The sequence below is a fragment of the Maricaulis sp. genome, assembly GCF_017642925.1.
In the GTDB taxonomy this organism is placed as follows: Bacteria; Pseudomonadota; Alphaproteobacteria; order Caulobacterales; family Maricaulaceae; genus Maricaulis.
In genome coordinates, this window is record NZ_JAEPOL010000016.1 from 33,018 (window position 1) to 57,897 (window position 24,880).

At 65.3% G+C, this 24,880-nt stretch carries 28 protein-coding genes; 16 read left to right on the plus strand and 12 right to left on the minus strand.

Annotated elements, in window-relative coordinates; translation table 11 throughout:
- Window positions 1-12: 12 nt before the first annotated feature.
- From JJ918_RS13205 to JJ918_RS13240, 8 genes are all read left to right on the plus strand, one after another.
- Window positions 13-336 (plus strand): hypothetical protein, encoded by a 324-nt coding sequence (locus JJ918_RS13205; RefSeq protein WP_291888106.1) that lies wholly within the window; start codon window positions 13-15, stop codon window positions 334-336.
- Window positions 337-521: 185 nt separating this feature from the next.
- A complete protein-coding gene (gene nadA / locus JJ918_RS13210) occupies window positions 522-1,631 on the plus strand; it encodes a quinolinate synthase NadA (protein ID WP_291888109.1) in 1,110 nt (369 codons plus the stop codon).
- A gap of 10 nt (window positions 1,632-1,641) precedes the next feature.
- Window positions 1,642-2,619, plus strand: a complete 978-nt coding sequence (locus tag JJ918_RS13215) for a hypothetical protein (RefSeq protein WP_291888112.1) — start codon at window positions 1,642-1,644, stop codon at window positions 2,617-2,619.
- Entirely contained in the window at window positions 2,616-4,142 is a 1,527-nt protein-coding gene (locus JJ918_RS13220; protein WP_291888114.1) for an L-aspartate oxidase, read from the plus strand. The genes JJ918_RS13215 and JJ918_RS13220 overlap by 4 nt, the downstream gene beginning before the upstream one ends.
- A 6-nt stretch (window positions 4,143-4,148) precedes the next feature.
- Window positions 4,149-4,997 (plus strand): carboxylating nicotinate-nucleotide diphosphorylase, encoded by an 849-nt coding sequence (gene nadC / locus JJ918_RS13225; protein ID WP_291888117.1) that lies wholly within the window; start codon window positions 4,149-4,151, stop codon window positions 4,995-4,997.
- A gap of 14 nt (window positions 4,998-5,011) precedes the next feature.
- Window positions 5,012-5,404 (plus strand): VOC family protein, encoded by a 393-nt coding sequence (locus tag JJ918_RS13230; protein ID WP_291888120.1) that lies wholly within the window; start codon window positions 5,012-5,014, stop codon window positions 5,402-5,404.
- A gap of 78 nt (window positions 5,405-5,482) precedes the next feature.
- Window positions 5,483-5,728 carry a CopG family ribbon-helix-helix protein gene (locus JJ918_RS13235; protein WP_291888123.1) on the plus strand — a complete coding sequence of 82 codons (246 nt, stop codon included), beginning with the start codon at window positions 5,483-5,485 and terminating at the stop codon, window positions 5,726-5,728.
- Window positions 5,725-6,000 (plus strand): type II toxin-antitoxin system RelE/ParE family toxin, encoded by a 276-nt coding sequence (locus tag JJ918_RS13240; protein ID WP_291888125.1) that lies wholly within the window; start codon window positions 5,725-5,727, stop codon window positions 5,998-6,000. Before JJ918_RS13235 ends, JJ918_RS13240 begins: the two co-directional genes overlap by 4 nt.
- Before the next feature lie 3 nt (window positions 6,001-6,003).
- Here the strand turns inward: JJ918_RS13240 and JJ918_RS13245 are convergent, their stop codons facing one another.
- On the minus strand, window positions 6,004-6,558 hold the full coding sequence (locus JJ918_RS13245) for a phosphoribosyltransferase (protein ID WP_291888128.1): 555 nt from the start codon (window positions 6,556-6,558) through the stop codon (window positions 6,004-6,006).
- A 92-nt stretch (window positions 6,559-6,650) separates the two neighbouring features.
- Between JJ918_RS13245 and JJ918_RS13250 the strand changes: the two genes are divergently transcribed.
- Window positions 6,651-7,661, plus strand: a complete 1,011-nt coding sequence (locus JJ918_RS13250) for an alpha/beta hydrolase-fold protein (protein ID WP_291888130.1) — start codon at window positions 6,651-6,653, stop codon at window positions 7,659-7,661.
- Window positions 7,662-7,667: 6 nt separating this feature from the next.
- On the opposite strand, the gene JJ918_RS13255 is transcribed toward JJ918_RS13250, so the two are convergent.
- From JJ918_RS13255 to JJ918_RS13275, 5 genes are all read right to left on the minus strand, one after another.
- The gene (locus JJ918_RS13255; protein WP_291888133.1) at window positions 7,668-8,315 is read right to left on the minus strand and encodes a hypothetical protein; all 648 of its coding nucleotides are present in this window, start codon (window positions 8,313-8,315) and stop codon (window positions 7,668-7,670) included.
- A gap of 98 nt (window positions 8,316-8,413) precedes the next feature.
- Window positions 8,414-8,896, minus strand: coding sequence for a response regulator (locus tag JJ918_RS13260; RefSeq protein WP_291888135.1), 483 nt, complete (start codon window positions 8,894-8,896; stop codon window positions 8,414-8,416).
- 18 nt (window positions 8,897-8,914) lie between these two features.
- Window positions 8,915-9,886 (minus strand): ATP-binding protein, encoded by a 972-nt coding sequence (locus JJ918_RS13265; protein WP_291888137.1) that lies wholly within the window; start codon window positions 9,884-9,886, stop codon window positions 8,915-8,917.
- Window positions 9,887-9,922: 36 nt separating this feature from the next.
- Window positions 9,923-12,250: an ATP-binding protein gene (locus tag JJ918_RS13270; protein WP_291888139.1), complete on the minus strand. Its 2,328-nt coding sequence runs from the start codon at window positions 12,248-12,250 to the stop codon at window positions 9,923-9,925.
- A gap of 222 nt (window positions 12,251-12,472) precedes the next feature.
- Entirely contained in the window at window positions 12,473-12,943 is a 471-nt protein-coding gene (locus JJ918_RS13275; protein WP_291888142.1) for an NUDIX domain-containing protein, read from the minus strand.
- A 182-nt stretch (window positions 12,944-13,125) separates the two neighbouring features.
- Here JJ918_RS13275 and JJ918_RS13280 point away from each other — a divergent pair, with 182 nt between their 5' ends.
- Together JJ918_RS13280 and JJ918_RS13285 are read left to right on the plus strand one after the other, a co-directional pair.
- On the plus strand, window positions 13,126-14,115 hold the full coding sequence (locus JJ918_RS13280; RefSeq protein WP_291888145.1) for a calcium/sodium antiporter: 990 nt from the start codon (window positions 13,126-13,128) through the stop codon (window positions 14,113-14,115).
- Between the two features lie 95 nt (window positions 14,116-14,210).
- Window positions 14,211-15,413: a DUF418 domain-containing protein gene (locus JJ918_RS13285; RefSeq protein ID WP_291888148.1), complete on the plus strand. Its 1,203-nt coding sequence runs from the start codon at window positions 14,211-14,213 to the stop codon at window positions 15,411-15,413.
- Window positions 15,414-15,434: 21 nt separating this feature from the next.
- Here the strand turns inward: JJ918_RS13285 and JJ918_RS13290 are convergent, their stop codons facing one another.
- A complete protein-coding gene (locus JJ918_RS13290; RefSeq protein WP_291888150.1) occupies window positions 15,435-16,328 on the minus strand; it encodes a LysR family transcriptional regulator in 894 nt (297 codons plus the stop codon).
- Window positions 16,329-16,418: 90 nt separating this feature from the next.
- Here JJ918_RS13290 and JJ918_RS13295 point away from each other — a divergent pair, with 90 nt between their 5' ends.
- Window positions 16,419-17,030 carry a LysE family translocator gene (locus JJ918_RS13295; protein WP_291888153.1) on the plus strand — a complete coding sequence of 204 codons (612 nt, stop codon included), beginning with the start codon at window positions 16,419-16,421 and terminating at the stop codon, window positions 17,028-17,030.
- 6 nt (window positions 17,031-17,036) lie between these two features.
- On the opposite strand, the gene JJ918_RS13300 is transcribed toward JJ918_RS13295, so the two are convergent.
- Both JJ918_RS13300 and JJ918_RS13305 read right to left on the minus strand, forming a co-directional pair.
- Window positions 17,037-17,444 (minus strand): dihydroneopterin aldolase, encoded by a 408-nt coding sequence (locus JJ918_RS13300; RefSeq protein ID WP_291888156.1) that lies wholly within the window; start codon window positions 17,442-17,444, stop codon window positions 17,037-17,039.
- Between the two features lie 6 nt (window positions 17,445-17,450).
- Window positions 17,451-18,209, minus strand: coding sequence for an SDR family oxidoreductase (locus tag JJ918_RS13305; protein ID WP_291888159.1), 759 nt, complete (start codon window positions 18,207-18,209; stop codon window positions 17,451-17,453).
- On the opposite strand from JJ918_RS13305, the gene uvrC reads away from it, so the two are divergent.
- From uvrC to JJ918_RS13325, 4 genes are all read left to right on the plus strand, one after another.
- A complete protein-coding gene (gene uvrC / locus JJ918_RS13310; RefSeq protein WP_291888163.1) occupies window positions 18,208-20,100 on the plus strand; it encodes an excinuclease ABC subunit UvrC in 1,893 nt (630 codons plus the stop codon). The two genes, JJ918_RS13305 and uvrC, sit on opposite strands and share 2 nt — an antisense overlap.
- A gap of 5 nt (window positions 20,101-20,105) precedes the next feature.
- Entirely contained in the window at window positions 20,106-20,717 is a 612-nt protein-coding gene (locus JJ918_RS13315) for a CDP-alcohol phosphatidyltransferase family protein (protein WP_291888166.1), read from the plus strand.
- Between the two features lie 57 nt (window positions 20,718-20,774).
- Window positions 20,775-21,476, plus strand: a complete 702-nt coding sequence (locus JJ918_RS13320; protein WP_291888169.1) for a response regulator transcription factor — start codon at window positions 20,775-20,777, stop codon at window positions 21,474-21,476.
- 256 nt (window positions 21,477-21,732) lie between these two features.
- Window positions 21,733-23,049, plus strand: coding sequence for an ATP-binding protein (locus JJ918_RS13325; RefSeq protein ID WP_291888171.1), 1,317 nt, complete (start codon window positions 21,733-21,735; stop codon window positions 23,047-23,049).
- A gap of 52 nt (window positions 23,050-23,101) precedes the next feature.
- Here JJ918_RS13325 and proC read toward each other — a convergent pair whose 3' ends face one another.
- The 3 genes from proC to JJ918_RS13340 all read right to left on the minus strand — a co-directional run bounded on the left by proC (window position 23,102) and on the right by JJ918_RS13340 (window position 24,877).
- Window positions 23,102-23,959 carry a pyrroline-5-carboxylate reductase gene (gene proC, locus JJ918_RS13330; RefSeq protein WP_291888174.1) on the minus strand — a complete coding sequence of 286 codons (858 nt, stop codon included), beginning with the start codon at window positions 23,957-23,959 and terminating at the stop codon, window positions 23,102-23,104.
- Between the two features lie 8 nt (window positions 23,960-23,967).
- Window positions 23,968-24,471, minus strand: coding sequence for a YbjN domain-containing protein (locus tag JJ918_RS13335; protein ID WP_271185750.1), 504 nt, complete (start codon window positions 24,469-24,471; stop codon window positions 23,968-23,970).
- Window positions 24,472-24,568: 97 nt separating this feature from the next.
- A complete protein-coding gene (locus JJ918_RS13340; protein ID WP_291888179.1) occupies window positions 24,569-24,877 on the minus strand; it encodes an accessory factor UbiK family protein in 309 nt (102 codons plus the stop codon).
- Window positions 24,878-24,880 lie beyond the last annotated feature (3 nt).

A 24,880-nucleotide genomic window follows, 5' to 3' on the forward strand; every position in this document is an offset into this window, starting at 1 on the left:
AGGGGGTACGTTTTGAGCGGGACGGCTATCCGTAACGCCTTTTTGGCTTTTGCGATTTGCGCTGCCATTGTGCTCGCCTTGCGGCTGATTGCTGCCGAACTCTACCTGCCCGTCATTCCCGTAATTCTCGTCGTGGCTGCCATCGTCGCCGTCATCCCCAGAAACCGGCTGATCCAGGTCCAGATCCTGGTCCCTGCCGCGCTCGGCGTGGCTGCGGTCGAAGTGCTGATGGTCAACGGCATCCCGCTGGCACCGGCTTTTGCCCTGGCCCTGGCCCTGGCTTCGCTGGGCACCGGCGTCTGGCTGTCCGGCCTGCGCCCCCGCACCGCACACTGATCACCTTCATTCCGGAATTCGCACGGCGAGGCATCGCGTCGCACGCCTGTGCCTTGCACTGTGCTCAGGGTGAGCATATATACGGATCACGTTAAAGCTCATTTCGAGCATAAGGGCGGCACCGGAAAACAGCCGCCCATTTTCGGGCCCCAATATTGCTCACATTGAGCAAAAGGGAGGAGAGAATGGACCGATTGAACTGGGACGGCACGCCTGAAGGCTTTGAACAGTCCCGGCCGGAACTGGCGTATACGGATGAGGTCAAGGCCGCGACGGACCATCTCTACGAGAAGGTGAAGGACATCATCACCCCGATGGAATGGCCGGCCAAGGCGCCGCTGATCCATGCCATCAACCAGCTGAAGGCGGAAAAGAACGCCGTCATTCTCGCCCACAACTACATGACCGCCGACATTTTCCACTGCGTCGGCGATCTGATGGGTGACAGCCTGGCCCTGGCCCGCATGGCCGCCGAGAGCGAGGCCGACATCATCGTCCAGGCCGGCGTCCACTTCATGGCCGAGACCGCCAAGGTGCTCGCGCCGGAGAAGAAAGTGCTGATCCCCGACACCCGCGCCGGCTGCTCCCTCGCCTCCTCGATCACCGGCGAGGATGTGCGCCGCATCAAGGCTACCTATCCCGGCGTGCCCGTCGTCACCTATGTGAACACCTCGGCCGATGTGAAGGCCGAGTGCGATATCTGCTGCACCTCCTCCAATGCCGTACAGGTCGTCGAGAGCCTGGGCGCCGACACGGTGATCCTGCTGCCCGACCAGTATCTCGCCAAGAATGTCGCCGCCCAGACCGATGTGCGCATTCTCACCTGGGCCGGCAGCTGCGAAGTGCACGAGAAATTCACCGCCCAGGACGTGCAGGACCTGCGCGACGCCCATCCCGGCGTGCTGATCATCACCCACCCGGAAAGCCCGCTGGAGGTGGTCCAGGCTGCCGACTATGCCGGCTCCACCGCCGCCATGGCCGACTATGCCCGCAATTCCGGAGCGAAGAAGGCCGTGCTGCTGACCGAGTGCTCGATGAGCGACAATGTCGCCGTCGAAGTGCCCGAGGTGCAGTTCATCCGGCCGTGCAATCTGTGCCCGCACATGAAGCGGATCACGCTGGAAAACATCTATGACTGCCTGCGTCTGGAACAGCACGAAGTGACCGTGCCCGACGATGTGATCGACGGCGCCCGCCGCTCCGTCCAGGCCATGCTCGACCTGCCCAAGCCCGACAAGCCCGCCAGCTTCGACCCGGCCAAGCAGGAAAAGCCCGTGGACCTGGTCTCGATCTAGGAGGACGGCCATGACCCGTCCCGTCCTCATCTGCGGCGCCGGGATTGCGGGGCTGTGGGCGGCGTTCCAGTTGACTCTGGCCACGCCAGCTCAGGCCTACGTCGCTCCGGCTGAACACTCCGTGCCGTCTGAAGCATCGTGTCCGCGGCATCCAGAAGATTCACGCCCGCAACCATCCGACTTCGACGAACTGTTCATCACTCTGCCAGAACTCGCACCGGTGCTGTCTGACGACAGCATCCATTGTCGACATGTCGTCCTTCAGGGACACTTCCGCGCCGGACATCGCGACGGCTATGCCGGAAGCCTCTACTCGAGTGTCGCCGCAGCCTATGCGGACAGCCCGGCCCGCCCCGCGGACGTGGTCGCCGTTTTCGCCTTCGAGGATCCATTTCAAAGCTTCGCGTTGAACGGTGCGACGCTTACGCTGGCGGGGTATGCGCACCCGGTCTGCCTCCCGAACAGTTTGAACCCGGCGCCCCGCACGGCCCGGGACACGATCGGGTCATCGCATCTGCAATGCCGGGAGGGTGAACACCTCGAGTGGGGGCTGGAGCACCCGACTGTCGTCAGCGTCGACACGCTTCCCGGTCAGTTCCTGACGGGCGAATCCCGCCGGGATACCGTTGGTCAGCTGCGTCGAATTGAAATGACGCCGAGTGCACAGCAGGAAATCGAGATCATCTGGTCCGACTTTGTCCTCGCCCTTCCTTCGTTCACAGATGATCAGACCCCAGCCTGGGATCATTTTCTCGCGCATTCGGAACTTTCTCCTCTCCGAACGCGCGAATTTGCTGCCGCCTCACAGAGCGTGGTTCTATTTGAGCCGCTTGCGCCAGGCGCAGACCCTGACAGGACGATCACCTGTTTGTGCACAACAAGCGACTGCTCCGACAGTTGGCCACTCTTTGAAATCGATACCCGGTACGCATTCCGGGAGTTCGTTTGCATGGACCTGTATGGCTCTCCGACTGGAGAGCATCCATGACCCGTCCCGTCCTCATCTGCGGCGCCGGGATTGCGGGGCTGTGGGCGGCGCTGAAGCTGGCGCCGCGGCCAGTCGTGCTGCTAACCGGGGCGCCGCTGGGTGAAGGCGCAGCCTCCGGCTGGGCCCAGGGCGGAGTCGCGGCCGCGCTGGCGGACGATGACAGCGCCGCCCTGCACACCGCCGACACGGTCACCGCCGGTGCCGGACTGGTCGACGCGGATGCGGCACGGGCACTGGCCGAAGGTGCGGCGCAGGAAGTCCGCGAGCTTGCCGCCCTGGGCGCGCCTTTCGAGCGGCGGGGCGAGGCCTGGTCGCTCTCCCGCGAAGCCGCCCATGCCCGCCACCGGGTTGCCCGGGTGAAGGGCGACGGCGCCGGGGCCGCGATCATGTCCACCCTGATCGCCGCCGTGCGCCGGGCGCCGCACATCGAGATCCGCAATGGCTGGAAAGCCGCCGCCCTGCTGGGCGATGCTGCCGGCTGTACCGGCGTGCTGGCCCGCTCGCCGGACGGGCAAACCGAAGCGATCGAAGCCGGAGCCACCATCCTCGCCATGGGCGGGGCGGGCGGCCTGTTTGCACTCACCACCACACCGGCCGGCGCCCAGGGCCAGGCCATGGCGATGGCGGCACGCCTGGGCGCGGTGATCCAGGATCCGGAATTCGTCCAGTTTCACCCGACCGCCCTCAATGCCGGTCTCGATCCGGCACCGCTGTGCACCGAGGCCCTGCGCGGCGAAGGCGCGACCCTGGTCGACCGCACGGGCCACCGTTTCATGAAAGCCGTCCACGCCGATGCCGAACTCGCCCCGCGCGATGTCGTCGCCCGGGCGGTGCACCGGCAGAACCTCTCCGGCAAGGGCGCTTTCCTCGATTGCCGCACCGCGATCGGCGCGGCTTTCCCGGAGGAATTCCCTGCCGTTTTCGCGGCTTGCATGCAGGCCGGTATCGATCCGCGCCGCGAACTTATCCCCGTCGCCCCCACAGCCCATTATCATATGGGCGGAGTGATGACCGATATCGACGGAGCGACCAGCATCCCAGGCCTCTATGCCATCGGCGAATGCGCCTCGACGGGCCTGCACGGCGCCAACCGTCTCGCCTCCAACTCGCTGGCCGAGGGCCTGGTGAGTGCGGCACGGGTGGCCAGGGCTCTGCCGGAGCGCAAGTCCAGCGGCAATGCCGTTGCGCCGGCGCCGGACCTTCCGCCCGAACTTCCCGCCGACGCACTCGCGACACTCCGCGCCGCCATGAGCCGGGCCTGCGGTGTGGAGCGGAATGGTGGCGCTATGGTGCAGCTATGTGACCTCATTGATGGTCTTGTGCGCACACATGGTGACGCGGATGCATTGCTTGCGGCACGCTTCATCGTCACCGGCGCCCTCAACCGGAATGAAAGCCGGGGCGGGCATTTCCGCACCGATTGCCCCGCCACCGACACCGTGGCACAGCATAGCCGGATGACCCTGGCCGACCTTGCCGCCAGCACCACCAGTCCGGCCCGCTACCGCGAACCTGCCGAATAGGACGCCATGCCCGTTTCTCCCCTGCCCCGCTTCGTCGTCACCGACGCCGTCACCCGTGCCTTCGCCGAAGACCAGGGCGGCCGCGGCGACGTGACATCGCTGGCCTGCATCCCGGAAATCCAGGAGGCGAAATTCTATTTCGTCGCCCGCGAAGCCGGTGTGATCTGCGGCCTGCAGCCGGCCGTGGAGGCGATCTGGCAGATGGATCCGGACGCGCTGGTGAATGTCCAGGTGCGCGATGGCGACACCGTGAAGGCCGGCGACGTGCTCGCCGCCATCAACGGCCAGGCCCGTGCCCTGCTCTCGGCCGAGCGGATCGCCCTGAACTTCCTCGGCCGCATGAGCGGCATCGCCAGTTTCACCCGCCGCTATGTCGATGCCGTCGCGGGGACGAAGGCCCGCATCGCCCACACCCGCAAGACCACGCCGGGCTTCCGCGCTTTCGAACTCCAGGCCGTCCAGGCCGGCGGCGGCGCGCTGCACCGCTACGGGCTGGATGACGCCATCCTGATCAAGGACAATCACGTCGCCGTCTGTGGCGGGGTCGCCGAGGCCGTGAAGGCCGCCCGCAACCATGCCGGCCACATGACCCGCGTCGCCGTGGAGATCGACCGGCTCGACCAGCTCGACGCCGCCATCAATGCCGGTGCCGAAAGCGTATTGCTCGACAATTTCCCGCCCGACGATCTGCGGGCCGCCGTCGCGGCCGCCAGCGGCAAGGTCACGCTGGAGGCATCCGGCGGGGTCAATCTCGACACGGTGCGCGATATCGCGCAGACCGGTGTCGATGTAATCTCGGTGGGCGCGCTGACCCATTCGGCGCCCAATTTCGACATCGGCCTGGACGAGGCCTGAGGGGAGCAAAACGCATGTTCAATCACATCATGGTCGGCGCCAGCGATATCGAGCGCTCGAAAACCTTCTACGATGCGGTCCTGGGCACGCTGGGTGCCGGCGAGGCCGTGCGCAATGAAGCGCCGACGGGGCATGTGCGCTATTTCTACCGGCATGACGGCAACACGTTCGGCATTTCCGAGCCGATCAATGGCGAGGCCGCCTGCGGTGCCAATGGCGGCACGATCGGCTTCAAGTGCACTTCGCCCGAGCAGGTGAAGGCCTTCCACGATGCCGGTATCGCGAATGGCGGCACCTCGATCGAGGACGCGCCCGGCCTTCGCGAAACCAGTATGGGCCCGATGCACCTGGCCTATGTCCGCGACCCCGACGGCAACAAGCTGTGCGCCATCCACCGGGTGAAGTAGGGAGGGCCGGGCGTCACGTCTTTTGCGGGTTCCGGCGGCGTGATACACTTCATCAAAGCTGATTACAAAGCCGGGATTATGAAAAATATCTCCATCCGCATCGACGATGCCGCCATCGACAAGCTCGACACCCTGGCAAAGGCGCAGGACCGGTCCCGCAACTGGGTCGTCAAGGAAGCCCTGCAACAATATTTCGATCGTCAGGACTGGATGGTTGAAGCCATCCGGGACGGTATCCGCGATGCCGATGCCGGCAAGACCGTGCCGCATGACCAGGTCGTCGCAGAGATCGACACGCTGATCGAGGCGGCCCGCAAGGCATGACGATCGCTTGGTCCGTCCGCGCGAAAGACGACCTGATTGCCATTTTCACCCGGATCGCCGCCGACAATATCGACGCCGCCACCCGTCTTCGCGATCACATGTTCAAAGCCGTCGGCATGCTGGGTACTTACCCGTCGATGGGCCGCACCGGGCGTGTCGCATCAACGCGGGAACTGGCCCTGCCGGGAACGGCCTATCTCATCATCTACCGGCAGAACGGCGACGGCATCGAGATCCTGCGCATCCTTCACGGTGCCCGCGACTGGCCGTGACCGCTAGTCCAGCACCGCCGCGCCGGCTGCGCCCTTGGTGCGGATCTCGTCGTCGGTGAGACCGCAGATCTCGTGCGGGAAGACCAGCCAGTCATCGGTTTCCTCGACGAAGAAGTCCGGCTTGCCGCCGGTGCGGTTCCGGGCCGGCTTGTAGTAGACCGTGGCCACTTTCACCTCGCCGGGATAATTGCGGCGGCACTTCTCCTGCAGAACACGCTGCAGGGCCTCGATCGAGCGGCCGCTGTCGAAGACATCGTCGACGATAAGCAGACGGTCCTCCGCATTCAGCGTGTCGACCAGATAGCCCTCGCCGAACACGCGCACGACCGGCGCCTGCCGGTCGATTCCGGTATAAGAGGCCGTCCGCACGGCGATGTGCTGGGTCTCCAGCCCCCGGTATTCGAGATATTCCTGCACCGCGATGCCGACCGGCGCACCGCCCCGCCAGACGGCGACGATATGGGTCGGCCGGAAGCCGGCATCGTGAATCTGGCGCGCCAGACGGATACTGTCGACCAGCAGCCCGTCGGCAGAGATGAAGCGCTTGTCCTGGACCATGCAGCAGGATCACCCGCTTCGCGCTGCATCTCAAGCACTTGCCCGCGAGGACATGCACTCTAGTGTGGCCGCGCAAGCCAATGGGGAAAGCCATGCGCCGAGAACGTCACCTGCCGGCCGGAACGGTCACCACGCACTTTGTGAAGAGCGAAGCGATCGCCAACAACATGCTCGGCGAGGACCTGACGCGGCGGATCGATGTCTACATCCCGCACGGCCACGATCCGGCCTGTCTGCCCCTGCTCGTCGATCTGGTCGGCTTCACCGGCGGCGGCCCGGCCCACACCAACTGGAAAAGCTTCGGGGAAAGCGCCCCCAGCCGCGCCCAGCGCCTGATCGATGCCGGCGAGATGAAACCCTGCGTCATCGCCTTCCCGGACTGTTTCACCCGCCTGGGCGGCAATCAGTACGTCAACTCTGCGGCCATGGGGAATTGGGACGATTTCCTGCTGCAGGAGGCCGTGCCGTTCATTGAGCAGACCTTCGGCTGCGGCGGCCCGGGCCGGCGCGGCGTGTTCGGCAAGAGCTCCGGCGGTTATGGCGCCATGGTCCACGCCCAGCTGCACCCCGATTTCTGGTCAGCCGCAGCCTGCCATTCCGGCGATATGGGGTTCGATCTGATGTTCGCCGCCGACTTTGCCTTCACCCTGCGGCGCCTCGCCAAGCATGGCGGCAATATCCAGGATTTCGTGGAGGCTTTCGAAGCCTCCGACAAGGTCAATGGCGACGATCTGCACGCCATGATGACCCTGGCCATGGGCGCGACCTACGACCCCGATCCCGACGCCTTCCTGGGCATCCGCCTGCCGGTGACAACCGACACCTGCGAACGCATTCCCGAGCGCTGGGCCGAGTGGATGAAATGGGATCCGCTGGAAATGCTCGACGCCCATGCCGAGGGGCTGAAATCCCTGAAGGGCCTGTTCATCGATTGCGGCGATGTCGACCAGTACAATCTGGTCTATGGCGCGCGCCGCATGAACAAGGCGCTCGCCGCCCGCGGCATCGACCATGTCTATGAGGAGTTCCCGGACAACCACTCCTCGATCGACTACCGCATGGACCGCTCCCTGCCCTTCCTGGCAGACCGTCTCAGCGCCTAACGCGGCTCAGGCCGGAACCTTGATGGTCTCGGTCTTGCCGCCGGTGACCGAATTCCACGCCGCCGTGAACGCGGTCGCCACGAGGGCGATCAGCACACGGGCGATGATGGTGAAGAAGAGCAGCAGGATCTTGTCGTCCGACACGGCAAACCGTACGCCGGAGCGCCAGCGTCCGGCCAGCGGCAGATGCGCAAGCTGATCTTCCACCCAGTCGGCCATATCGAGCATGGAATGCAGCACATGCTCCATGGTCAGTGCGATAAAGGCCAGCATCAGTATGGCCACGACGAAAGACAGGAAGAGCGTGGCGATCATCGAGGAGATGCGGCTGATGAAGGGCGGCTCGGCCACACGGACTTTCGCGACCCGGGTCGCGGCCGTGAAAGCCGTGCCGAAAATCGCCAGAATGAAGCGCGCGATGACCGTGAAGATCAGCAGGACGATCTTGTCGTCGCTGGCATAGATGCGCACGAGATTGTTGTACTGCTCGGGAATGGGAATGGCCGACACGCCGTCCTCGACGAGATCGGCGCCATCCTGCACCCAGCCCAGCCATTCAGGCAGGTAGAACCAGAGCAGGACGAGCATGCCCATGGCCATGAGCATGGACACGAACAGCGTCGCCGAAATCTTGGACAGACGTGCGAACAGCATGGAATTCCCCTCCCCCGAAGGCCGCCAGGAGGGACACTAGACAATAATTGCGTCGAAGTCGCGACCGCTCGCGCGAAAGGCGATTCGCCTGAGCGGCGCTATTCCTCGTCGTCCAGGTCCTCGGCCGGGCCTTCCGCCGACGGCACCTCGACAATCTGCACCCAGTATTCGCCGATCGAGTTCACCACCCGCATCAGCCGGTCGAGCGAGATCGGCTTGACGATATAGGACGACGCCCCCAGCCCGTAGCTGGACAGGATATCGTCCTCATCCTTCGAGGTCGTCAGGACGATGATCGGGATGTGCCGCAGCTCATTGTCATTCTTGATCTCTTCCAGCGCCTCACGCCCGTCCTTGAGCGGCATGTTGAGGTCCAGCAGGATGATCCCCGGATAGGGCGTACCCTCCAGGTTCGCATAAGCGCCGCGGCGCTTGAGATAATCGACAAGCTGTTCGCCATTCTCGAGGAATTCCAGTGGATTGCGCAAGCGCACTTCCTCGCAGGCTTCCTTGAAGAGCAGACGATCATCCGGATCGTCGTCGACCATGAGAATGGTGAAAAGCCGGTTGTCCTGGCTCATGATGAAAGCCTCGTCGAATTAGTCGGCCCTGCGGGCCGGGTCGGATAACAGGTTCGCCTGTCGGCGGGGCAAGATCAAGGTGAAGCAAGCGCCCGAACCGGGTTCTCCACGGGCGGAAAGCGACCCGCCGTGACGTTCGGCAATCTTGCGGCATGTGGCAAGCCCCACACCGGCCCCCGGATAGGCGTCGCGCGAGTGAAGACGCTCGAACAGACCGAATATGCGCTCGGCATGGCGCGGATCGAAGCCGATCCCGTTATCGCTGATCTCGATTGTCACGCGCCCGCCTGCCTCGTCCCCGCCGGCCTGAGTGGAAATAAGAATATTCACACTCGCGTCCGAACGCCGGTATTTCAAGGCATTATCGATAAGATTTTCCAAAAGTGTCCGCATCTGGACCGCGTCGGCCTCGACCATGCCCAGCGGGTCGCTCTCGATTTTCGCCTTCGCCGCCTGGATGCCGGGCGCACGATCCTCGAGAATCCCGGCCAGGACAGCATCCAGATCGACGGATGTGATGGCCGTCCGGTCATCGCGCACCCGGACGTGTACCAGCAGCGCATCGAGCAGGTCGCGCATGCGCCCGGCCGCGGCGGTCATCCGGTCCAGCGGTTGCGCGAGGGCCGGATCGGGCAGGAGGCCCAGCTTGTCGCGCAGGCGGTCGCCGAAAACCTGGATCTTGCGCAGGGGTTCGTGCAGGTCGTGGGTCGCCGCGTTGACGAAGATCTCCAGATCCGCCTTCTCAGCTTCCAACCGTGCGATCCGGGCACGGTCCGAACGCTGCCGGGTCAGGGCCCGGTCTGCCTGCCGCCAGCTGATGATAACCACCGCCAGCAGCAGGGCGACGAGTGCCAGCACAACCGTCAGCGCCGCCGGGTTCTCCCGAGCCAGTGGCAGGCCCGCCCCGGCAGCCAGCAGAAGACAGATCGCCGCCAGCACGGGCACGATACGCTGCTGCAGTCCTGCCCTGTCCGGGTCCGGCTGGCTCATGAACATGTCACGGGACGCGCCGCCCCGCGCCTCCCGTCAGGTTACACTGCCCTGGCGCACCGGCAGCAACAGGGTGAAGACCGCGCCGGCATCCGGCTCGCCCCAGGCCGTCAGCTCGCCGGCATGGCGTTCGGCAATCTTGCGGCAGGTCGCCAGACCGACACCCGTTCCATCGAACTCGTCGCGGCCATGCAGGCGTTCGAACATGCCGAAGATGCGCTCGGCATGGCGCGGCTCGAAACCGACACCATTATCGGCGACCGCAATCCGCGCCATGGCCCCGTTCTCGCCGACCTCGACACTGCCCTCGATGGAGATGGACGGCTGGACGCCGGGGCGGCGGAATTTCAGGGAATTGGCGATCAGGTTGAGGAAGAGCTGGTGCATCTGGCCCGGATCGGCCTCGATCGCCGGCAATTCGCCGACGCGGATTTTGGCGTTCTCTGCCGCGATCCGGGGCTCCAGATCGGACAAGACATCCGCCAGCACCGTCGCCAGCTCGACCGGCAGGAAGGAGGTCGTCTTCGAATTGACCCGTGAATAGCTCAGCAGGTCGTCGATCAGCCGGCGCATCCGGGTCGCGGCATCGACCATGCTCTCCAGATAGTGCCGACCGGTATCGTCCAGCGCGTCATAGCACTTGTTGTTCAGCCGTTCGCCGAAAGCCTGGATCTTGCGCAGGGGCTCCTGCAGATCGTGCGAGGCGGCATAGGCAAACTCCTGCAGCTCGGAGTTCGACCGTTTCAGCTCCTGGGCGTAGCGGCGCAGGGCCAACTCGTCGCGCTTGCGATTGGTGATATCGCGGAAGGTGATCACCGCGCCCTTGGCCGGATCGGACGGATCGAGCGACGAACTCGCCGATTCGATCGGGATGGGTTGTCCGCTCTTGGTCCAGAACACATCGCCATCCACCGTCTCACCGGTCGTGCCGGGATGGTGAAGCGGGCATTCCTCGCGCGGATAGAGCGAACCGTCCCGGCGGGAATGGTGTATCACCGCATGGATATCCCGGCCGATCAGCTCACTCTCGTCATAGCCCAGCATCTGGCAGGCCCGCGGGTTGATGAAGGTCAGCACGCCCTGGCCATCGATGCCGTAAATGCCCTCGGCCGCCGTCATCAGGATCTGCGACAGGCGCTGGTTGGCCGCAGCCGTCGCCTGCGCCCGGCGCCGGGTGATCGTCCTGTGTGCACTGAACAGGACCGCCAGCAGGATGAAGGACAGGGCCATCGCCACGGCGAAGACCCGCAGCACGGCGCGGGCCTGGTTGGCGCCCGCCAGCGCGTCGATGACCTCGATCTCGGTAATGACGCCGATATCGCGGCTGTCATCCCACACCCACGCGCCCATGACGAGAACGCCGCGCGCATCGCGGTAACCGCGCAGATTATAGCCGCGCCCTTCGGTGGTGACACTCCGCGCCGCCTCGGTCAGAGGCCATTCGGCGTAGGGACGGGACGGGATCGCGCCACGGGTGACATTGACCCCGGGATCACGCACTTCCAGATGCAGCATCGAGGGATGACCGTCGGCCAGCAGCCCTGCTTCGACGAATTCCTCACTGTAGCGGGTCTCGGTCAGGAGCCGGCCGGTCCGGTCGATCGCATAGGTCTCGCCGGACACGCCGGTACGTCCCACACGGAAGGTGGCGGAATACTCGGCCAGCGGATCGACCCGCAGGGCCAGATAGCCCACGACCTCGCCTTCATCGCGGATCGGCGCAACCGAGTACATCAGGATTTCCTCGTCGATCGGCGCGCCCTCCATGTCCGGCGACGGCAGGGCCAGATCGACGATATGCGGGCGCGTCAGAACCGAGCCGCTGCGCTGGAAGCGCCCCTCGGGCAGGAGATCGAGCACCAGCGCCGGCTGCGCCAGCACGCTGTCGCGCATCGAGGACAGCGTCGTGCCGTTGGACGAGATCAGCAGATAGCCGCGATAGCCGTATTCGGTGAGCCAGGGCCCCAGCGTCTCGCGCAGCCGCGCCTGGGCAGGCGAGCGTTCCAGCTCGGAGCGGACGGGCGCGCGCGACAATTCCGCCAGGGCTTCGACAACGACCTCGTTTTCCGCCCAGACACGGACATCGTTCTCGCGATCCTGGGCCCAGTCCTCGAAACGCTGGATCGTGTTGCGCAGCACGGTCTGCAGCGCGGACAGGTTGGTCGAGCGGGCAGACGCCATCAAGGCGCCCTCGCCGGCCATCACCGCAAGCGCAACGACGACGATGAAGGACACCGCGACGAGGCCGGGCAGGACCTGGCCGACCCAGCCGTCAATATCGGCAAGGCGCTGCAAGGCAGACCGCGCCACGGCCTGCTCCGGTTCGTCACGGAGATAGGTATCTTCGTCCGCATCTGCGGTCATTCGAATCGACCCCGCCTGAACGCCCGAAGTCCATGTTAGCGATTTTGTGGCGCTTGTCGCGTAAGACCGCCAAATTCATGGCACAAATTGGCCCGTTCCAGTCAGCCCGGGTTCACCGCAACGCCCCTAATGTCGTCAGCGTGCGCCCCGCGGTGTATCGGTCCGGACCGGGCAACAACCCTCGCTTTGCTCCGGACCGGGCCGGTACACCGCACCTTTTTCTCACCACGCATCCGACGGATTGGCCGTTCCTGCATACTCGCGAAGCCGGCGCAGTGTTGCCGGCGATGTGTCGTGCGGCAGGTCGTCCGGATGGAACCAGTCCACCGCCTCGATCTCGCCGGCATGATCTGTCGGACAGACCCGCCAGTCGCGAACCGAGAACAGCACGACATGATCGCCGCGAAAGCTTGCGTGATTGCTGTAGATGCCAAACAGATCGGCCGGCCCCGTCACCTCCACGCCGGCTTCCTCGGCGAGTTCGCGACGCAAGGCCTCGCGAACCGGCTCGCCCCGCTCCACCCCGCCACCGGGCAGATACCAGCCATCGATATAGGTGTGACGGACCAGTACGACACGCTTTTCACTGTCCGTGACAATCGCCCGGACCCCGATCGTGGTTCCCCGCGACAGGCGCCACCAGGACTGCATGATCGGGCGTACCGCCGGCTCGATGCGTGCGCGCCAGCTCATGCCGCTTCCACCGCTAGCCACCGCCTGTTCGTCACGCTATGTACGGGACATCTGACTGCCATTTTCGGGAAAATGATCATGTACGCTCTTGTTGCCATCCTCGGTGTCGCGGCAATTTTCGGACTGCTCAACCTTATCGAATACCGCCGCCTCGACTAGTCCGCACTTTTAGAGGTTCCGGAATGGCTGCACCCCTGTTCATCGCCCTGATCCTGGGCGGGATCGTCGTTCTTTTGTTCGGCGGGGACCTCTTGGTCCGGGGTAGTGCGGGCCTGGCCCGGATCTGGCGGCTGCCGCCGCTGCTGGTCGGCCTCACCATCATCGCCTTCGGGACATCGGCGCCCGAGCTGGTGGTCTCGGTGCAATCGGCCCTGGAAGACGTGCCCGGCCTCGCGCTGGGTAATATCGTCGGCTCCAACACCGCGAACTTCCTCCTGATTCTCGGCCTGCCGGCGATTTTCGGCGCCATTCCCACCACCACGCCCGGTGTCCGGCGCAATGCGATCATCGCACTCCTGGCCGCCCTCGCGCTGGTGGCGGTCAGCTGGGACCGAACGATCGACACGGTCGAAAGTGCCGTCCTGTTTGCCCTGATCATTGGCTATGTCAGCCTGATGGGCGTGCTGGCCGGCAAGAAGAGCGACGACCCCTCGCTGGCGGAACTCACCGATCTCGAACATATGGAAGGCCTGCCCACCGGTGTGGGGCGCAGCGTCGCCGCTGTTCTGATCGGCCTTGTCGCCCTGCCCGTGGGTGCCCAGATGATCGTGACGGGCGGCACCGAAGCAGCGCTCGCCCTCAATGTCGACGAAGCCCTGATCGGCCTGACCGCTGTCGCCTTCGGCACCTCCCTGCCCGAGCTCGCGACCGTCGTGATGGCGTCGATGCGGCGACAGGCCGACATGGCGATCGGCAATGTGCTCGGCTCGAATATTTTCAACGTCTTCGCCGTCGGCGGCGCGACCGGTCTCGCCGCGTCGGCAACGGGCGACAATCTGCCGGTCCCGGCCGGCTTCTTCGCCCTCGATCTGTGGGTGATGGTCGGCGCGAGCGTCGCGATCGCCGCGATCATCCTGGCGCGCCAGCCGATCAGCCGCCTGTTCGGCCTCCTGCTCTTCATCGCCTATATCGGCTATATGGTCGTGCTGGCCCGGTCTGCACTGGGCAGCTGATCGCCGCAGGGGACGATCCGGACGAAAGTCCCGCAGACATTCGCCCTGTCCCGTCGTAACCTCCCGCTGGCGGCTATTATTCCGAGGGGGGACTCATGGCTTCACCAAACACCGAGCGTCTGGTCAGTATCGACGCGCTGCGCGGAATCGCCGTCCTGGGCATTCTGATGATGAATGTGCAGGGCTTCGCGATGACGCCCTTCGCCTATGACGATCCGACGATGCAGATGGATCTGACCGGCGCCAACCTGTCGGTCTGGGCTATCGCCCATACCTTCTTCCATCTGAAATTCATCACGATTTTCTCGACCCTGTTCGGCGCCGGCATTGTCATGATGGCAGGAACCGGTGAAGACACCGGGCGCCATTATCCGCGCATGCTGTGGCTGCTGCTGATCGGTGCGATCCACGCCTACCTGCTCTGGTGGGGCGATATCCTCGTGAGCTACGCCCTGCTGGGCATGCTGGCCGTCAAGGCCCGCCGCATGTCGCCGGGCGCACTGGTCACCTGGGGCATCGTGCTGATCGGCGTGAGCGCCCTCTTGATGGTGGGTGGCGCCTGGCTGGCCGTGCCGTTCGCGGGCATGTCCGAGACGTCCGAGCAAGACGCCATGATGGCCGAGATGATGGCCGGCATGACGCAGGCCTACCAGGCCGGCTATCTTGAGCGGCTGCCCTGGAATGCCGGCTTTGCCGCGATCGGCCAGATCGGCGGGCTGATCGCCTTCGGACCGCGCCTGATGGGGCTGATGTTCATCGGCATGGCCCTGTTCAAGTCGGGCTTCCTGTCGGCGAGCTGGAGCCTGGGGCGGTATGCCGTTCTGGCAGCCGTGACGCTGGTGGCCGGCTATCTGCTGTCGCACATGGGCACGCAGTCGATGATCGCCGGCGAATTCGATACCGAGGCGATGGCCGTGGGCACGAGCTACAGTTATTTCGGCAGCCTGGTCCTGTCCTTCGGTTATGCATCCGCCGTGATGCTGCTGGCCAAGATCGGCGCTTTCCGGCTCCTGCTGATGCCCTTCGCCGCAGCCGGCCGGATGGCCTTCACCAACTATATCGCCCAAACCCTGATCATGACCTTCATCTTCGTGGGCACGCCGGGTCTCGGCCTGTTCGGCACGGTCGAACGGGTCGACCAGGCCAAGCTGGTGCTGGTCGTCTGGACTGTGCAGCTGATCTGGTCGCCGCTCTGGCTGTCGGTCTTCCGCTTCGGCCCGCTGGAATGGGTCTGGCGCTCGCTGACCTACAAGCAGGCCCAGCCGCTGCTCAAACAGCGCGAACCCGCTGCCGGATAGACATCGGGGCGCTGCAGCCAGTCAGACCAGCTGTGGCGCCCACTCTTCCAGCAGAAAATCGAGAAAGGCCCGGCGAACGGGCGAGTCGGTCCGCGTTGCTGGCCAGACCGCGTGCAGGTCGATGGGCGGGACGGTCCAGCCCGGCGCAGGGTCGACCAGACTGCCGGCCTTCAACCTGTCCTCCACCAGATGGGCGGGCGGTGTGGCCAGCCCCATGCCGGCAAGCGCCAGCTCGATCATGGCATCGATACTGCCCACGACGACATTGCCGGATGTCTCGACATCCACCGACTGGCCATCCGGAGCGATCAGCGTGCGCCAGGCCGGCATGGCGTCCAGCCGAATCCAGCGCCGTTGCGCCAGCATTTCGGCGTCGACAGCGATGGTGTGGGCAGAGAGGAACGCCGGCGCGCAGACAAGCTGGCGCCGGATATGCCCGATCCGGCGAGCCTTCAGAGCACTGTCAACCAGACGCCCGGCGCGCAGGCCGAGATCGAACCGGCCGGCGCCGAGATCCGCAACCGCGTCGGAAACATCCACCCGCATCTCCACGCCCGGATGGGCGCCGGAGAACGCCGCAACCGCCTCGCCCAGCCCGGCTCCGATCACCGCCGATGTACAGGTCACGGCAAGGCTGCCGCGCAGCTGACCTGTATGACGGCTGGCGAGCGCGAAAGCATCGTCGCAGGCGGCGGCGATCGCGGCGGCATGGCGGCCAACCTCTTCACCCAGTGCCGTGGGAGACAGGCGACGGGTGGTGCGGTTGAGCAGCGGAGCGCCCAGGAAACGCTCCAGCTCGCTGATGTGATAGCTCACCGTGGATGGCGCCACGCCGAGCCTGACCGCAGCCGCACGGAAGGAGCCTTCCTGCAGGACGGTCCCGAAGGTCGCCAGGGATTTGAGCCGATCCAGCATATCGATGATTTTTCGATCAATGAGTTTCAACTCACCAGCCTAATCGACCGCAAAGCGAATTGATAGATCAGCTGAAACGGGAGACACGCGATGGGAAACCTGCTGGCGATGGGCGTCTTCGCCCTGACGATGTCGATCTCGCCGGGACCGGCAAACATGATCACACTATCGGCTGGCCTGCATCACGGCGCGCGCCGGGCCCTGCCCTTCGTGCTCGGCTGCACGATCGGTTTCACCGCCCTGCTTGTTACCATCGGCCTGGCGGCCAGCCTTCTGGCCCGGCTGGGGCCGGTCTGGCAGATCGGCATGGCCGTCCTGGGCGCCGCTGTGATCGTCTATTTCGGTGTCCGCATCGCCTTCGCCCCGACCGGCTTGCAGACCGAAGAGCGGCCAGCCCTGCCCGGCCTCTGGCAGGGTGTGCTGCTGCAATGGGTGAACCCGAAGGCCTGGGGTGCCTGCCTGGCGGCTGTGTCCCTGTTCGAACTGGCAGGAGCGGGCGACCGTCTGGCGGTGTTCTCCAGCCTCTATTTCGTGATCTGCCTGTTCGGGATCGGCACCTGGGCGGTGCTCGGACGCAGTATCCGCCGATTCCTGGTCTCACCCCTGCGCATGCGGCTGTTCAACCTGGCAATCGGCGGCACGCTCGTCCTGCTCGCGGCGGGGCTGGTCGCTGACGGGTTGATGCGATCTGCGGCGAGCTGACCCGGCTCAGCTCTTCGGGCGGCAGCGAAAGCGCGTGAGGCCGACGGCATCGGCGTCGGGATAGGCGTCGACCTTGCGGGTGGTCACCTGGGCCGCGGCGACAGCCGCCGGCTCAAGCGCCAGGTCGAGTATCGTGCCGCACAGGGTTTCCTGCAGGTCGAACTGCTGGTTTTCCAGAGCCTTGATGCCGTGCAGGATGTAGTCGTAGTCAACGACCGTAGCGATGTCGTCCGTGCCGCACCAGGCTTTGGACACCAGGGTAACAACGTCGACCAGAACGCGCTGCTTCACTCCGCGCTCATAATCGTGGATGCCGATCTCGACATCCAGCTTCACGCCTTCCAGGCGGTAGACGAAGACATCTTCGCCGGTGGCACTGGCAAGCGCGTTCTCGATCACCTGATCCAGTCTCATGCGGCGCTACTCCTCCGGCACACCGGCGGCATACATCACATCGCCGTCGCGGGCGTCGAGATGCTGGCCGCCATCCACGATGATCGTCTCGCCCGTCATCGACGGGGTCGCAAGGATGAAGCGCACCGCCCGGATGATGTCCTCGGGCGTGGACCCGCCCCGCATCGGGTTCATCCGGTGTGCGCGGGCGAATTCCTCGGGCGACTGACCGCCGGATGGCAGGGTGATCCCCGGCGCCACACCATTCACCCGCACGCGCGGGGCAAAAGCCATGGCCATTGTGGTCGTCGCACCCAGAAGCGCCTGCTTGGCCAGGGTGTAGGAAAAGAAGTCGGGATTGAGGTTGAAGAGCTTCTGGTCGAGCAGGTTGATGATACAGCCTGACGCGCGGTCCTCGTGTCGCTTTGCCATGACAGAAGCGAGCAATACCGGCGCCACAAGGTTTACACGCAGCGTACGTTCGAGTTGCACAGGTGTGACATTTTCCGGACGGTCGGGCTCGAAGATCGACGCGGAATTGATCAGCGCATCGACACGCCCCACCCCGTCCATGAAACCCTCGATGCCAGCCGTGTCGTCCATGTCGAACCGGACCGTGTCCGCCGAACCGCCCGCATCGCGGATCGCCGCCGCGACGGCCTCCGCCTCTGTGCCGGACGTGTTGTAGTGCACGACGACGTGCCAGCCATCCGCACCGAGCGCGGCAGCTATTTTGGCACCCAGGCGCTTGCCGCCGCCGGTCACGAGGGCGATCTTGTCGGACATGGCAACCTCGAAGTCTCAATCAGGTCCGATAGATGGCCTTTCCGAACCGGCGAAGCAATCGCTCGCCGGACCGAAAGTCATCGCCGACTACGTCAAACGGCTACCGCCCAAGCCCGGCGTCTACCGGATGATCGGCGAGGACGGGCAGATTCTCTATGTCGGCAAGGCGCGCAATCTGAAGAACCGGGTGAGCAATTACGCCGCCGGCCGCGGCCATTCCAATCGCATCGCGCTGATGATCGCGCTGACGCACTCCATGGAGTTCGTGGTCACCCAGACCGAGACCGAGGCGCTGCTGCTGGAAGCCAATCTCATCAAGCGCCTGAAGCCGCGCTTCAACATCCTGCTGCGCGACGACAAGAGCTTCCCCTACATCCTGATCCGCAAGGACCATCCGGCGCCGCAATTGCTCAAGCACCGCGGTGCCCGCAAGACCAAGGGCGATTATTTCGGCCCCTTCGCCTCGGTCGGCGCCGTGAACCAGACGCTGAACACGCTACAGAAAGCCTTCCTGATCCGTACCTGTACCGACAGCGTCTATGAGGGCCGATCGCGTCCCTGCATGCTCTACCAGATCAAGCGTTGCGCCGGGCCCTGTGTCGATCTGGTCGAACCGGCCGCCTATGACGAGCTGGTCAAGGAAGCGACGGATTTCCTGCGCGGCCGTTCCAACGCCCTGCGCCAGGAGCTGCAGGCCCGTATGAGCGAGGCCGCCGAGGCGATGGATTTCGAGACGGCGGCCAAGCTGCGCGACCGGATCCGCGCGATTGCGGCCGTCACCACCGATCAGGGCATAAATCCGGACGGGGTGGAGGAGGCCGATGTCATCGCCATCGCCCAGGACGGCGGCAAGTCCTGTGTCCAGGTCTTCTTCTTCCGGGCCGGTCAGAACTGGGGCAACCAGTCCTTCTTCCCGCGCCATGAAAGCGATGCCGAACCGGCTGACGTTCTGGCCGCCTTCCTGGCGCAATTCTACGACGACAAGCCGGCTCCGGGCCTGATCCTCCTGTCGCACGAGATCGAGGAAGCCGAGCTGCTAGCCGAGGCGCTGTCGCTGCGGGCCGAGCGCAAGGTCCAGCTGCACACGCCCCAGCGCGGCGAAAAGCGCAAACTCGTTGAACGCACCACCACCAATGCCAAGGAAGCCCTCGCCCGGCGCCTGTCGGAAAGCGCCACCCAGACCCAGCTTCTCAAAGGCGTGCAGCGTGTCTTCGAGCTGGAGGACATCCCCCAGCGTATCGAGGTCTACGACAACTCCCACATCCAGGGCACGAACGCGCTGGGCGCGATGATCGTGGCGGGACCGGAGGGTTTCGAGAAAAACTACTATCGCCGTTTCAACATGAAGGGCGATGACGCCGCCACGAACGATGATTTCGCGATGATGCAGGCCATGCTGCGCCGCCGCCTGTCACGCCTGATCAAGGAGCGCGAGGAAGGCGCCGCCGTGCCCGACCTGATCCTGATCGATGGCGGCAAGGGGCAATTGTCCTCGGTATTGGAGGTCGCCGAAGAGCTGGGCGTGACCGATATCACCATCGCCGCTATCGCCAAGGGACCCGAGCGCGATGCCGGCCGCGAAGCCTTCTACCTGCCCGGCAAGGCGCCGTTCAAACTGCCGCAGAAAGACCCGGTGCTCTATTATCTCCAGCGCCTGCGCGACGAGGCGCACCGCTTCGCCATTGGCGGCCACCGGGCCAAGCGCAAGAAGCAGATGGCGGAGAACCCGCTGGACGATATTCCCGGCATCGGCCCGTCCCGCAAGAAGGCCCTGCTGGCGCATTTCGGCTCGGCCAAGGCGGTGCGAAATGCAGCCCTGGCCGATCTTGAAGCGGTTGACGGCGTGTCGAAAGCCATGGCCAAAAGGATCCACGACTGGTTCCAGAGGTAATCCGCGTGCTGAAAGCCCTGCCGAACATCATCACCGTCTTGCGCATCGTGCTGGCCATCGGCGGCGGCTGGGCCCTGTGGCAGTCCTATTTCTGGTCGGTCGACTACAATGTCCCGCTCTGGCTGGGCGATGCCTCGGTCGCTGCGCGCTCGCTGGGCGCCTTTGCGGTGGCCGCTTTCGTTGTCGCCGCGATCAGCGACTGGCTGGACGGCTGGCTCGCCCGGCGCCTGTCGGCCGAATCCCGCCTGGGCTCGGTGCTCGACCCCATCGCCGACAAGCTGCTCGTCGATGCCTATCTGTTGGTCTACACGATGATCCTGGGCAGCCCTGTCACGCTGGCCGTGCCGGTCGCCGCCATCGTGCTGCGCGACGCCGTCATCACGCTCACCCGCATGGTCGGCCGCGGCGGACCGGAACCCGCCCTGCCGGTCTCGGCCTCGGCCAAGCTGAAAACCGCCATCGCCATGGTCGTGACGGCCTTCCCCCTCATCGCCGCTCTCGCCGGCTTTCATACGGTGCTGTGGGTCGTGGAGGCGTGGATCATTGCCGTCTGGATCACCGCCGCGATGAGCCTGGCGACCGGGCTGGGTTATCTGCGCCGCAAGCCGCAGGCCTGAACTTGAGCCACGCGGCGGCACAGGCCATTCTGGACACGAGACAGATCAGGAGACGGCATGGCGGAGCTGGCTGGCGGTGATGCCCATATTCTCGTCGTCGATGATGACGACCGGATCAGGACCCTTCTCAAGCGCTACCTCCAGGAACGCGGCTTCCGCGTCTCCACGGCACCGAATGCCGCCAAGGCCCTGTCGACGCTGAACTCCCTCGCCTTCGACCTCCTGGTTCTCGATGTGATGATGCCGGGCATGAACGGGTTCGAGCTGACCGAAGCCGTGCGCAGGCGGGGCGACACGCCCATCCTGCTGCTCACGGCGCGCGGCGAGGCCGAGGACCGTATCAAGGGTCTGTCGCTGGGCGCCGACGACTATCTGGCCAAACCCTTCGAGCCGGAGGAACTGGTCCTGCGTATCAATGCCATCCTGCGGCGGGCACGGCCGGTGACGGCCGCCATCCGTCAGGTCGCTTTCGGCGACTGGCATTTCGATATCGGCCGGGAAAGCCTGAGCCGCCGCGGCGAGCCGGTCCGGCTGACCGGCGGCGAAGCAGCCCTGCTGGCGGCACTGGCAGCATCGGCCGGACAGACCGTTTCGCGGCTGTCCCTGTCCGAGCGCACGGGCGGCGGCGAACGGGCCGTCGACGTCCAGGTCACACGGCTGCGGCGCAAGATCGAGGCCGACCCCAAGGAGCCGCTCCACCTTCAGACCGTCCGCGGCGAAGGCTATCGCCTCGCGGCCGATCCGATCTTCGAGGATTGAGCCTCGTGGAGATGCGCGCCCTTCCTGACATATCGCCACGGCTTGTCATCCCGGATGGATGCCCCGCGCAGGCGGGGCGCAAGTCCGGGACCTATAATCCCGGTGCGCGTTCAGCCATCTGCAATGCCGGGCCTGCTTCCATCCGACAGCAGCGCGTATGGGTCCCGGCTCTGCAGCCCGCCTGCGCGGGCTATCCGGCCGGGATGACAGCGTATTTGAGTGATAGTCTAGAACTTCCGCGGGCACGGGGCCGGCCATGGGCCTGATGCGCCGTTACCTGCCCAAGGGGCTGTTTGCCCGCACCCTGCTGATCATCGTCCTGCCGGTGGCGCTGATGCAGGTCGCCGTGGCGTGGTCCTTCTTCGAGGAGCACTGGGAGACGGTGACCAGCCGCCTGTCCGAAGGCGTGGCCGGCGATATCGCCATGATGACGGCGCTTTACGAGTCCGACCAGGAAACGCCTGCCGCTTTCGAGCGCCATGCCGAGATGGCCTATGAAACGATGCGGCTCTCGGTGGATTTCCGCCCCGGCGAGACCCTGCCCACCTCGCGGCGCTCCTCCTTCTTCCGCACGCTCGACCGCACCCTGCGCAGTGCCCTCTCGGCCCAGATCGACAATGATTTCTGGTTCGATACCACGCGCTATCCCAGCTATGTCGATGTGCGCGTCGAGGTGGAAGGCGGGGTGCTGCGCTATATCGCCTTGCGCGAACGGGTGTTTGCCACCACGGGCCATATCTTCCTGTTGTGGATCATCGGCGCGACGACGCTGCTGACGGCCGTCTCGATCGTCTTCATCCGCAACCAGGTCAAGCCGATCCGCCGGCTCGCCGACGCGGCGGAACAATTCGGCCGCGGTCAGGATGTCGATCATTTCCGCCCCGCCGGCGCGACCGAGGTCCGCCAGGCTGCCCACGCCTTTCTGGAAATGCGCGCCCGTATCCGCCGCCACCTGGAACAGCGCACGGCCCTGCTGGCCGGGGTCAGCCATGACCTGCGCACGCCGCTGACCCGGCTGAAGCTGCAACTGGCCCTGATGCCCCAGAGCCCCGAGCGCGACGACGCCAAGAAGGACATCGCGGAGATGGAGGAGATGCTGGACGAGTATCTCGACTTCGCCCGCGGCCAGGCAAGCGAGGAGACGGCGCGCAGCGACCTGGTGGAACTGGCCCGGGAAACCGTGGATGCCGCCGTGCGCCAAGGCGGGGATATCGAATTTGTCGCCGACGGTGCCATCGAAAGCGATATCCGGGCCGGCACGGTGAAACGCTCGCTTGCCAATCTGATCTCGAACGCGCTCGCCTTCGGCAAGAAAGCGCGCGTCACCGTGCGGCGCGCCGGGTCACGGGTGGAGATCGTGGTCGAGGATGACGGCCCCGGCATTCCGCCGGACCAGTATGAAGAGGCGCTCAAACCCTTCAACCGGCTGGATGAGAGCCGCAACCAGAACCGCAAGGGCGTCGGCCTCGGCCTCGCCATCGCCCGCGACGTGGCCCGCAATCACGGCGGCGACATCCGCCTGGGCGAAAGCGATCTGGGCGGCTTGAAGGCTGTGATCAGCCTGCCGGGGTAGTTTCTACGCCACAAGCGACACGTACCATAGGTACATGTCCCTCTGGACGCCTCTAGCGTTCGCGTCCGCCATTGCCGCTGTTGGCGGCCAGCTGGCGGGAGCGGCGCTCGGCCGCAGCAACGGCCTGGCGGACCAGCTCGGGCAGTCCGCCGCCACCGCCCATCAGCACATCGAGCGCGGCCTGGGTGGTCCCCCCGACCGGCGTGACGGCCCGGCGCAATTCCTGCGGCGATTTCTTGGACGAGGCGAGCAGCGCGCCGGCACCGACAATCGTCTCGCGTGCCAGGCGTTCGGCCAGGTCCCGCGGCAGGCCTTCGGCAACGCCGGCCCCTGCGAGGGCTTCGGCGAGCAGGAAGACATAGGCCGGACCGGCACCGGACACGGCACCGACCGCGCCGATCAGGCGTTCGTCATGCACCCATTCCACACTGCCTGCGCCCTTGAGCAGGCGCGTGATTTCCGCCTCCAGCGCATCGCCGGCCTCATTGGCCACGCACACCGTTACCCCGGCCCCGATTTCCGAGGCGGTATTGGGAATGGCACGCATGATCGGCCGGTCGCCAAAGGCCAGCGCCAGGCGGTTCAGCGACACGCCGGCAATGGTGGAGAGCAGCGCGGTGTCGTCGCGCATGACCTGGTTGAGATGGGCCGCGACAGTGTCGGCGGCCTGCACCTTGATGGCCAGGACGACGAGATCGGCCCGCTCGGCCTGCTCCAGGCTCAGCGCTTCGCTGATCGTGAAATCGTGCTTCTCGGCGAGTGCCTGGATGGTCTCGCCCGGCGACGGATCGACCACGACCAGGTTTTCGGCCGCGACCTTGGCGCGCTTGCCACCGCGCAGCCAGGCGGCAGCCAGGGCCCCGCCCATATGACCCCCGCCGATAAGGGCAATCTTTTCAATCTTCGACATGGTGCGCCTCAGGCCTCACCTGCCGTTTCGAACATCGCGGCAGCGGCCGCCTCCTCGACATTCTTTCCGCCCCAGACGAGGAAGTGGAAGGCCGGATAGAAACGCTCGCCGGCCTCGCGCGCGGCCGAAATCATGGCGGCGGCCTGGGCCGGCGACACGGTCTCGCCATTGGGCAGGGACAGGGCGTGGCGGTAGACGATCGACCCGTCCTCGAACCAGACGTCGAAATGGCCCAGCCACAGTTTCTCGTTCAGACGCGCCACAAGTTCGCAGACATCGCGGAACTTGTTGGAGGGCACTTTCAGGTCGAGGCTGGCACAGATGTGCAGCGCCTCAAGCTCTTCACGCCAGGCGAACCAGATCTGGTGATCGCGCCAGGCGCCGGACGCCGTCAGGTGCAGCTCACCCATCTCGTCGCGATCGTAAGGATATTGCTCGGCAATAACCGCCTGTTCGACCGCGTCGAGCGGGTCGGTGACAGAGGGTGCGAATTCATCTGACAGGAGGTCCATGGAGTACGTTCCTTCGTCTGCGCTGCACATCACACCGTGCATGGACGGTATGACCGCGCTGCGTCAGGCGCAATAAAAAGCGGCGTGTGCGGCCGTGTCAGTTCGTGGATTTCGGCGCGCGGGCCTTCGTGGCCGGCTTCTTTGCGCGGCTCGCCGCCTTCGGCTTGGCCGGCGTTTCCAGCGCCTCGATACGGGCTTTCAGCGCATCGATCTCGGCCCGCGAATCGTCGAGCGCCGCCTTCACGGCGTCGAATTCCTCACGGCTCACCAGATCCATGTCGGCAATCATGCGATCCGCACGCGCCCGGAAAACGGCACGAGCCTCCTCGCCCATCGCCTGTGCGGCGCCGAAGGCGTCGGTCATCAGATCGGCAAAATCATTCAGAAGCGGGTTGCGCGTTTGCATCAA

Bases quoted from the DNA above. Each gene is read 5' to 3' on its own strand.
- nadA (WP_291888109.1), top strand. From the start codon at position 522: ATGGACCGATTGAACTGGGACGGCACGCCTGAAGGCTTTGAACAGTCC.
- JJ918_RS13215 (WP_291888112.1), top strand. From the start codon at position 1,642: ATGACCCGTCCCGTCCTCATCTGCGGCGCCGGGATTGCGGGGCTGTGG.
- JJ918_RS13220 (WP_291888114.1), top strand. From the start codon at position 2,616: ATGACCCGTCCCGTCCTCATCTGCGGCGCCGGGATTGCGGGGCTGTGG.
- nadC (WP_291888117.1), top strand. From the start codon at position 4,149: ATGCCCGTTTCTCCCCTGCCCCGCTTCGTCGTCACCGACGCCGTCACC.
- JJ918_RS13230 (WP_291888120.1), top strand. From the start codon at position 5,012: ATGTTCAATCACATCATGGTCGGCGCCAGCGATATCGAGCGCTCGAAA.
- JJ918_RS13235 (WP_291888123.1), top strand. From the start codon at position 5,483: ATGAAAAATATCTCCATCCGCATCGACGATGCCGCCATCGACAAGCTC.
- JJ918_RS13240 (WP_291888125.1), top strand. From the start codon at position 5,725: ATGACGATCGCTTGGTCCGTCCGCGCGAAAGACGACCTGATTGCCATT.
- JJ918_RS13245 (WP_291888128.1), bottom strand. From the start codon at position 6,558: ATGGTCCAGGACAAGCGCTTCATCTCTGCCGACGGGCTGCTGGTCGAC.
- JJ918_RS13250 (WP_291888130.1), top strand. From the start codon at position 6,651: ATGCGCCGAGAACGTCACCTGCCGGCCGGAACGGTCACCACGCACTTT.
- JJ918_RS13255 (WP_291888133.1), bottom strand. From the start codon at position 8,315: ATGCTGTTCGCACGTCTGTCCAAGATTTCGGCGACGCTGTTCGTGTCC.
- JJ918_RS13260 (WP_291888135.1), bottom strand. From the start codon at position 8,896: ATGAGCCAGGACAACCGGCTTTTCACCATTCTCATGGTCGACGACGAT.
- JJ918_RS13265 (WP_291888137.1), bottom strand. From the start codon at position 9,886: ATGAGCCAGCCGGACCCGGACAGGGCAGGACTGCAGCAGCGTATCGTG.
- JJ918_RS13270 (WP_291888139.1), bottom strand. From the start codon at position 12,250: ATGACCGCAGATGCGGACGAAGATACCTATCTCCGTGACGAACCGGAG.
- JJ918_RS13275 (WP_291888142.1), bottom strand. From the start codon at position 12,943: ATGAGCTGGCGCGCACGCATCGAGCCGGCGGTACGCCCGATCATGCAG.
- JJ918_RS13280 (WP_291888145.1), top strand. From the start codon at position 13,126: ATGGCTGCACCCCTGTTCATCGCCCTGATCCTGGGCGGGATCGTCGTT.
- JJ918_RS13285 (WP_291888148.1), top strand. From the start codon at position 14,211: ATGGCTTCACCAAACACCGAGCGTCTGGTCAGTATCGACGCGCTGCGC.
- JJ918_RS13290 (WP_291888150.1), bottom strand. From the start codon at position 16,328: ATGCTGGATCGGCTCAAATCCCTGGCGACCTTCGGGACCGTCCTGCAG.
- JJ918_RS13295 (WP_291888153.1), top strand. From the start codon at position 16,419: ATGGGAAACCTGCTGGCGATGGGCGTCTTCGCCCTGACGATGTCGATC.
- JJ918_RS13300 (WP_291888156.1), bottom strand. From the start codon at position 17,444: ATGAGACTGGATCAGGTGATCGAGAACGCGCTTGCCAGTGCCACCGGC.
- uvrC (WP_291888163.1), top strand. From the start codon at position 18,208: ATGGCAACCTCGAAGTCTCAATCAGGTCCGATAGATGGCCTTTCCGAA.
- JJ918_RS13305 (WP_291888159.1), bottom strand. From the start codon at position 18,209: ATGTCCGACAAGATCGCCCTCGTGACCGGCGGCGGCAAGCGCCTGGGT.
- JJ918_RS13320 (WP_291888169.1), top strand. From the start codon at position 20,775: ATGGCGGAGCTGGCTGGCGGTGATGCCCATATTCTCGTCGTCGATGAT.
- JJ918_RS13325 (WP_291888171.1), top strand. From the start codon at position 21,733: ATGGGCCTGATGCGCCGTTACCTGCCCAAGGGGCTGTTTGCCCGCACC.
- proC (WP_291888174.1), bottom strand. From the start codon at position 23,959: ATGTCGAAGATTGAAAAGATTGCCCTTATCGGCGGGGGTCATATGGGC.
- JJ918_RS13335 (WP_271185750.1), bottom strand. From the start codon at position 24,471: ATGGACCTCCTGTCAGATGAATTCGCACCCTCTGTCACCGACCCGCTC.
- JJ918_RS13340 (WP_291888179.1), bottom strand. From the start codon at position 24,877: ATGCAAACGCGCAACCCGCTTCTGAATGATTTTGCCGATCTGATGACC.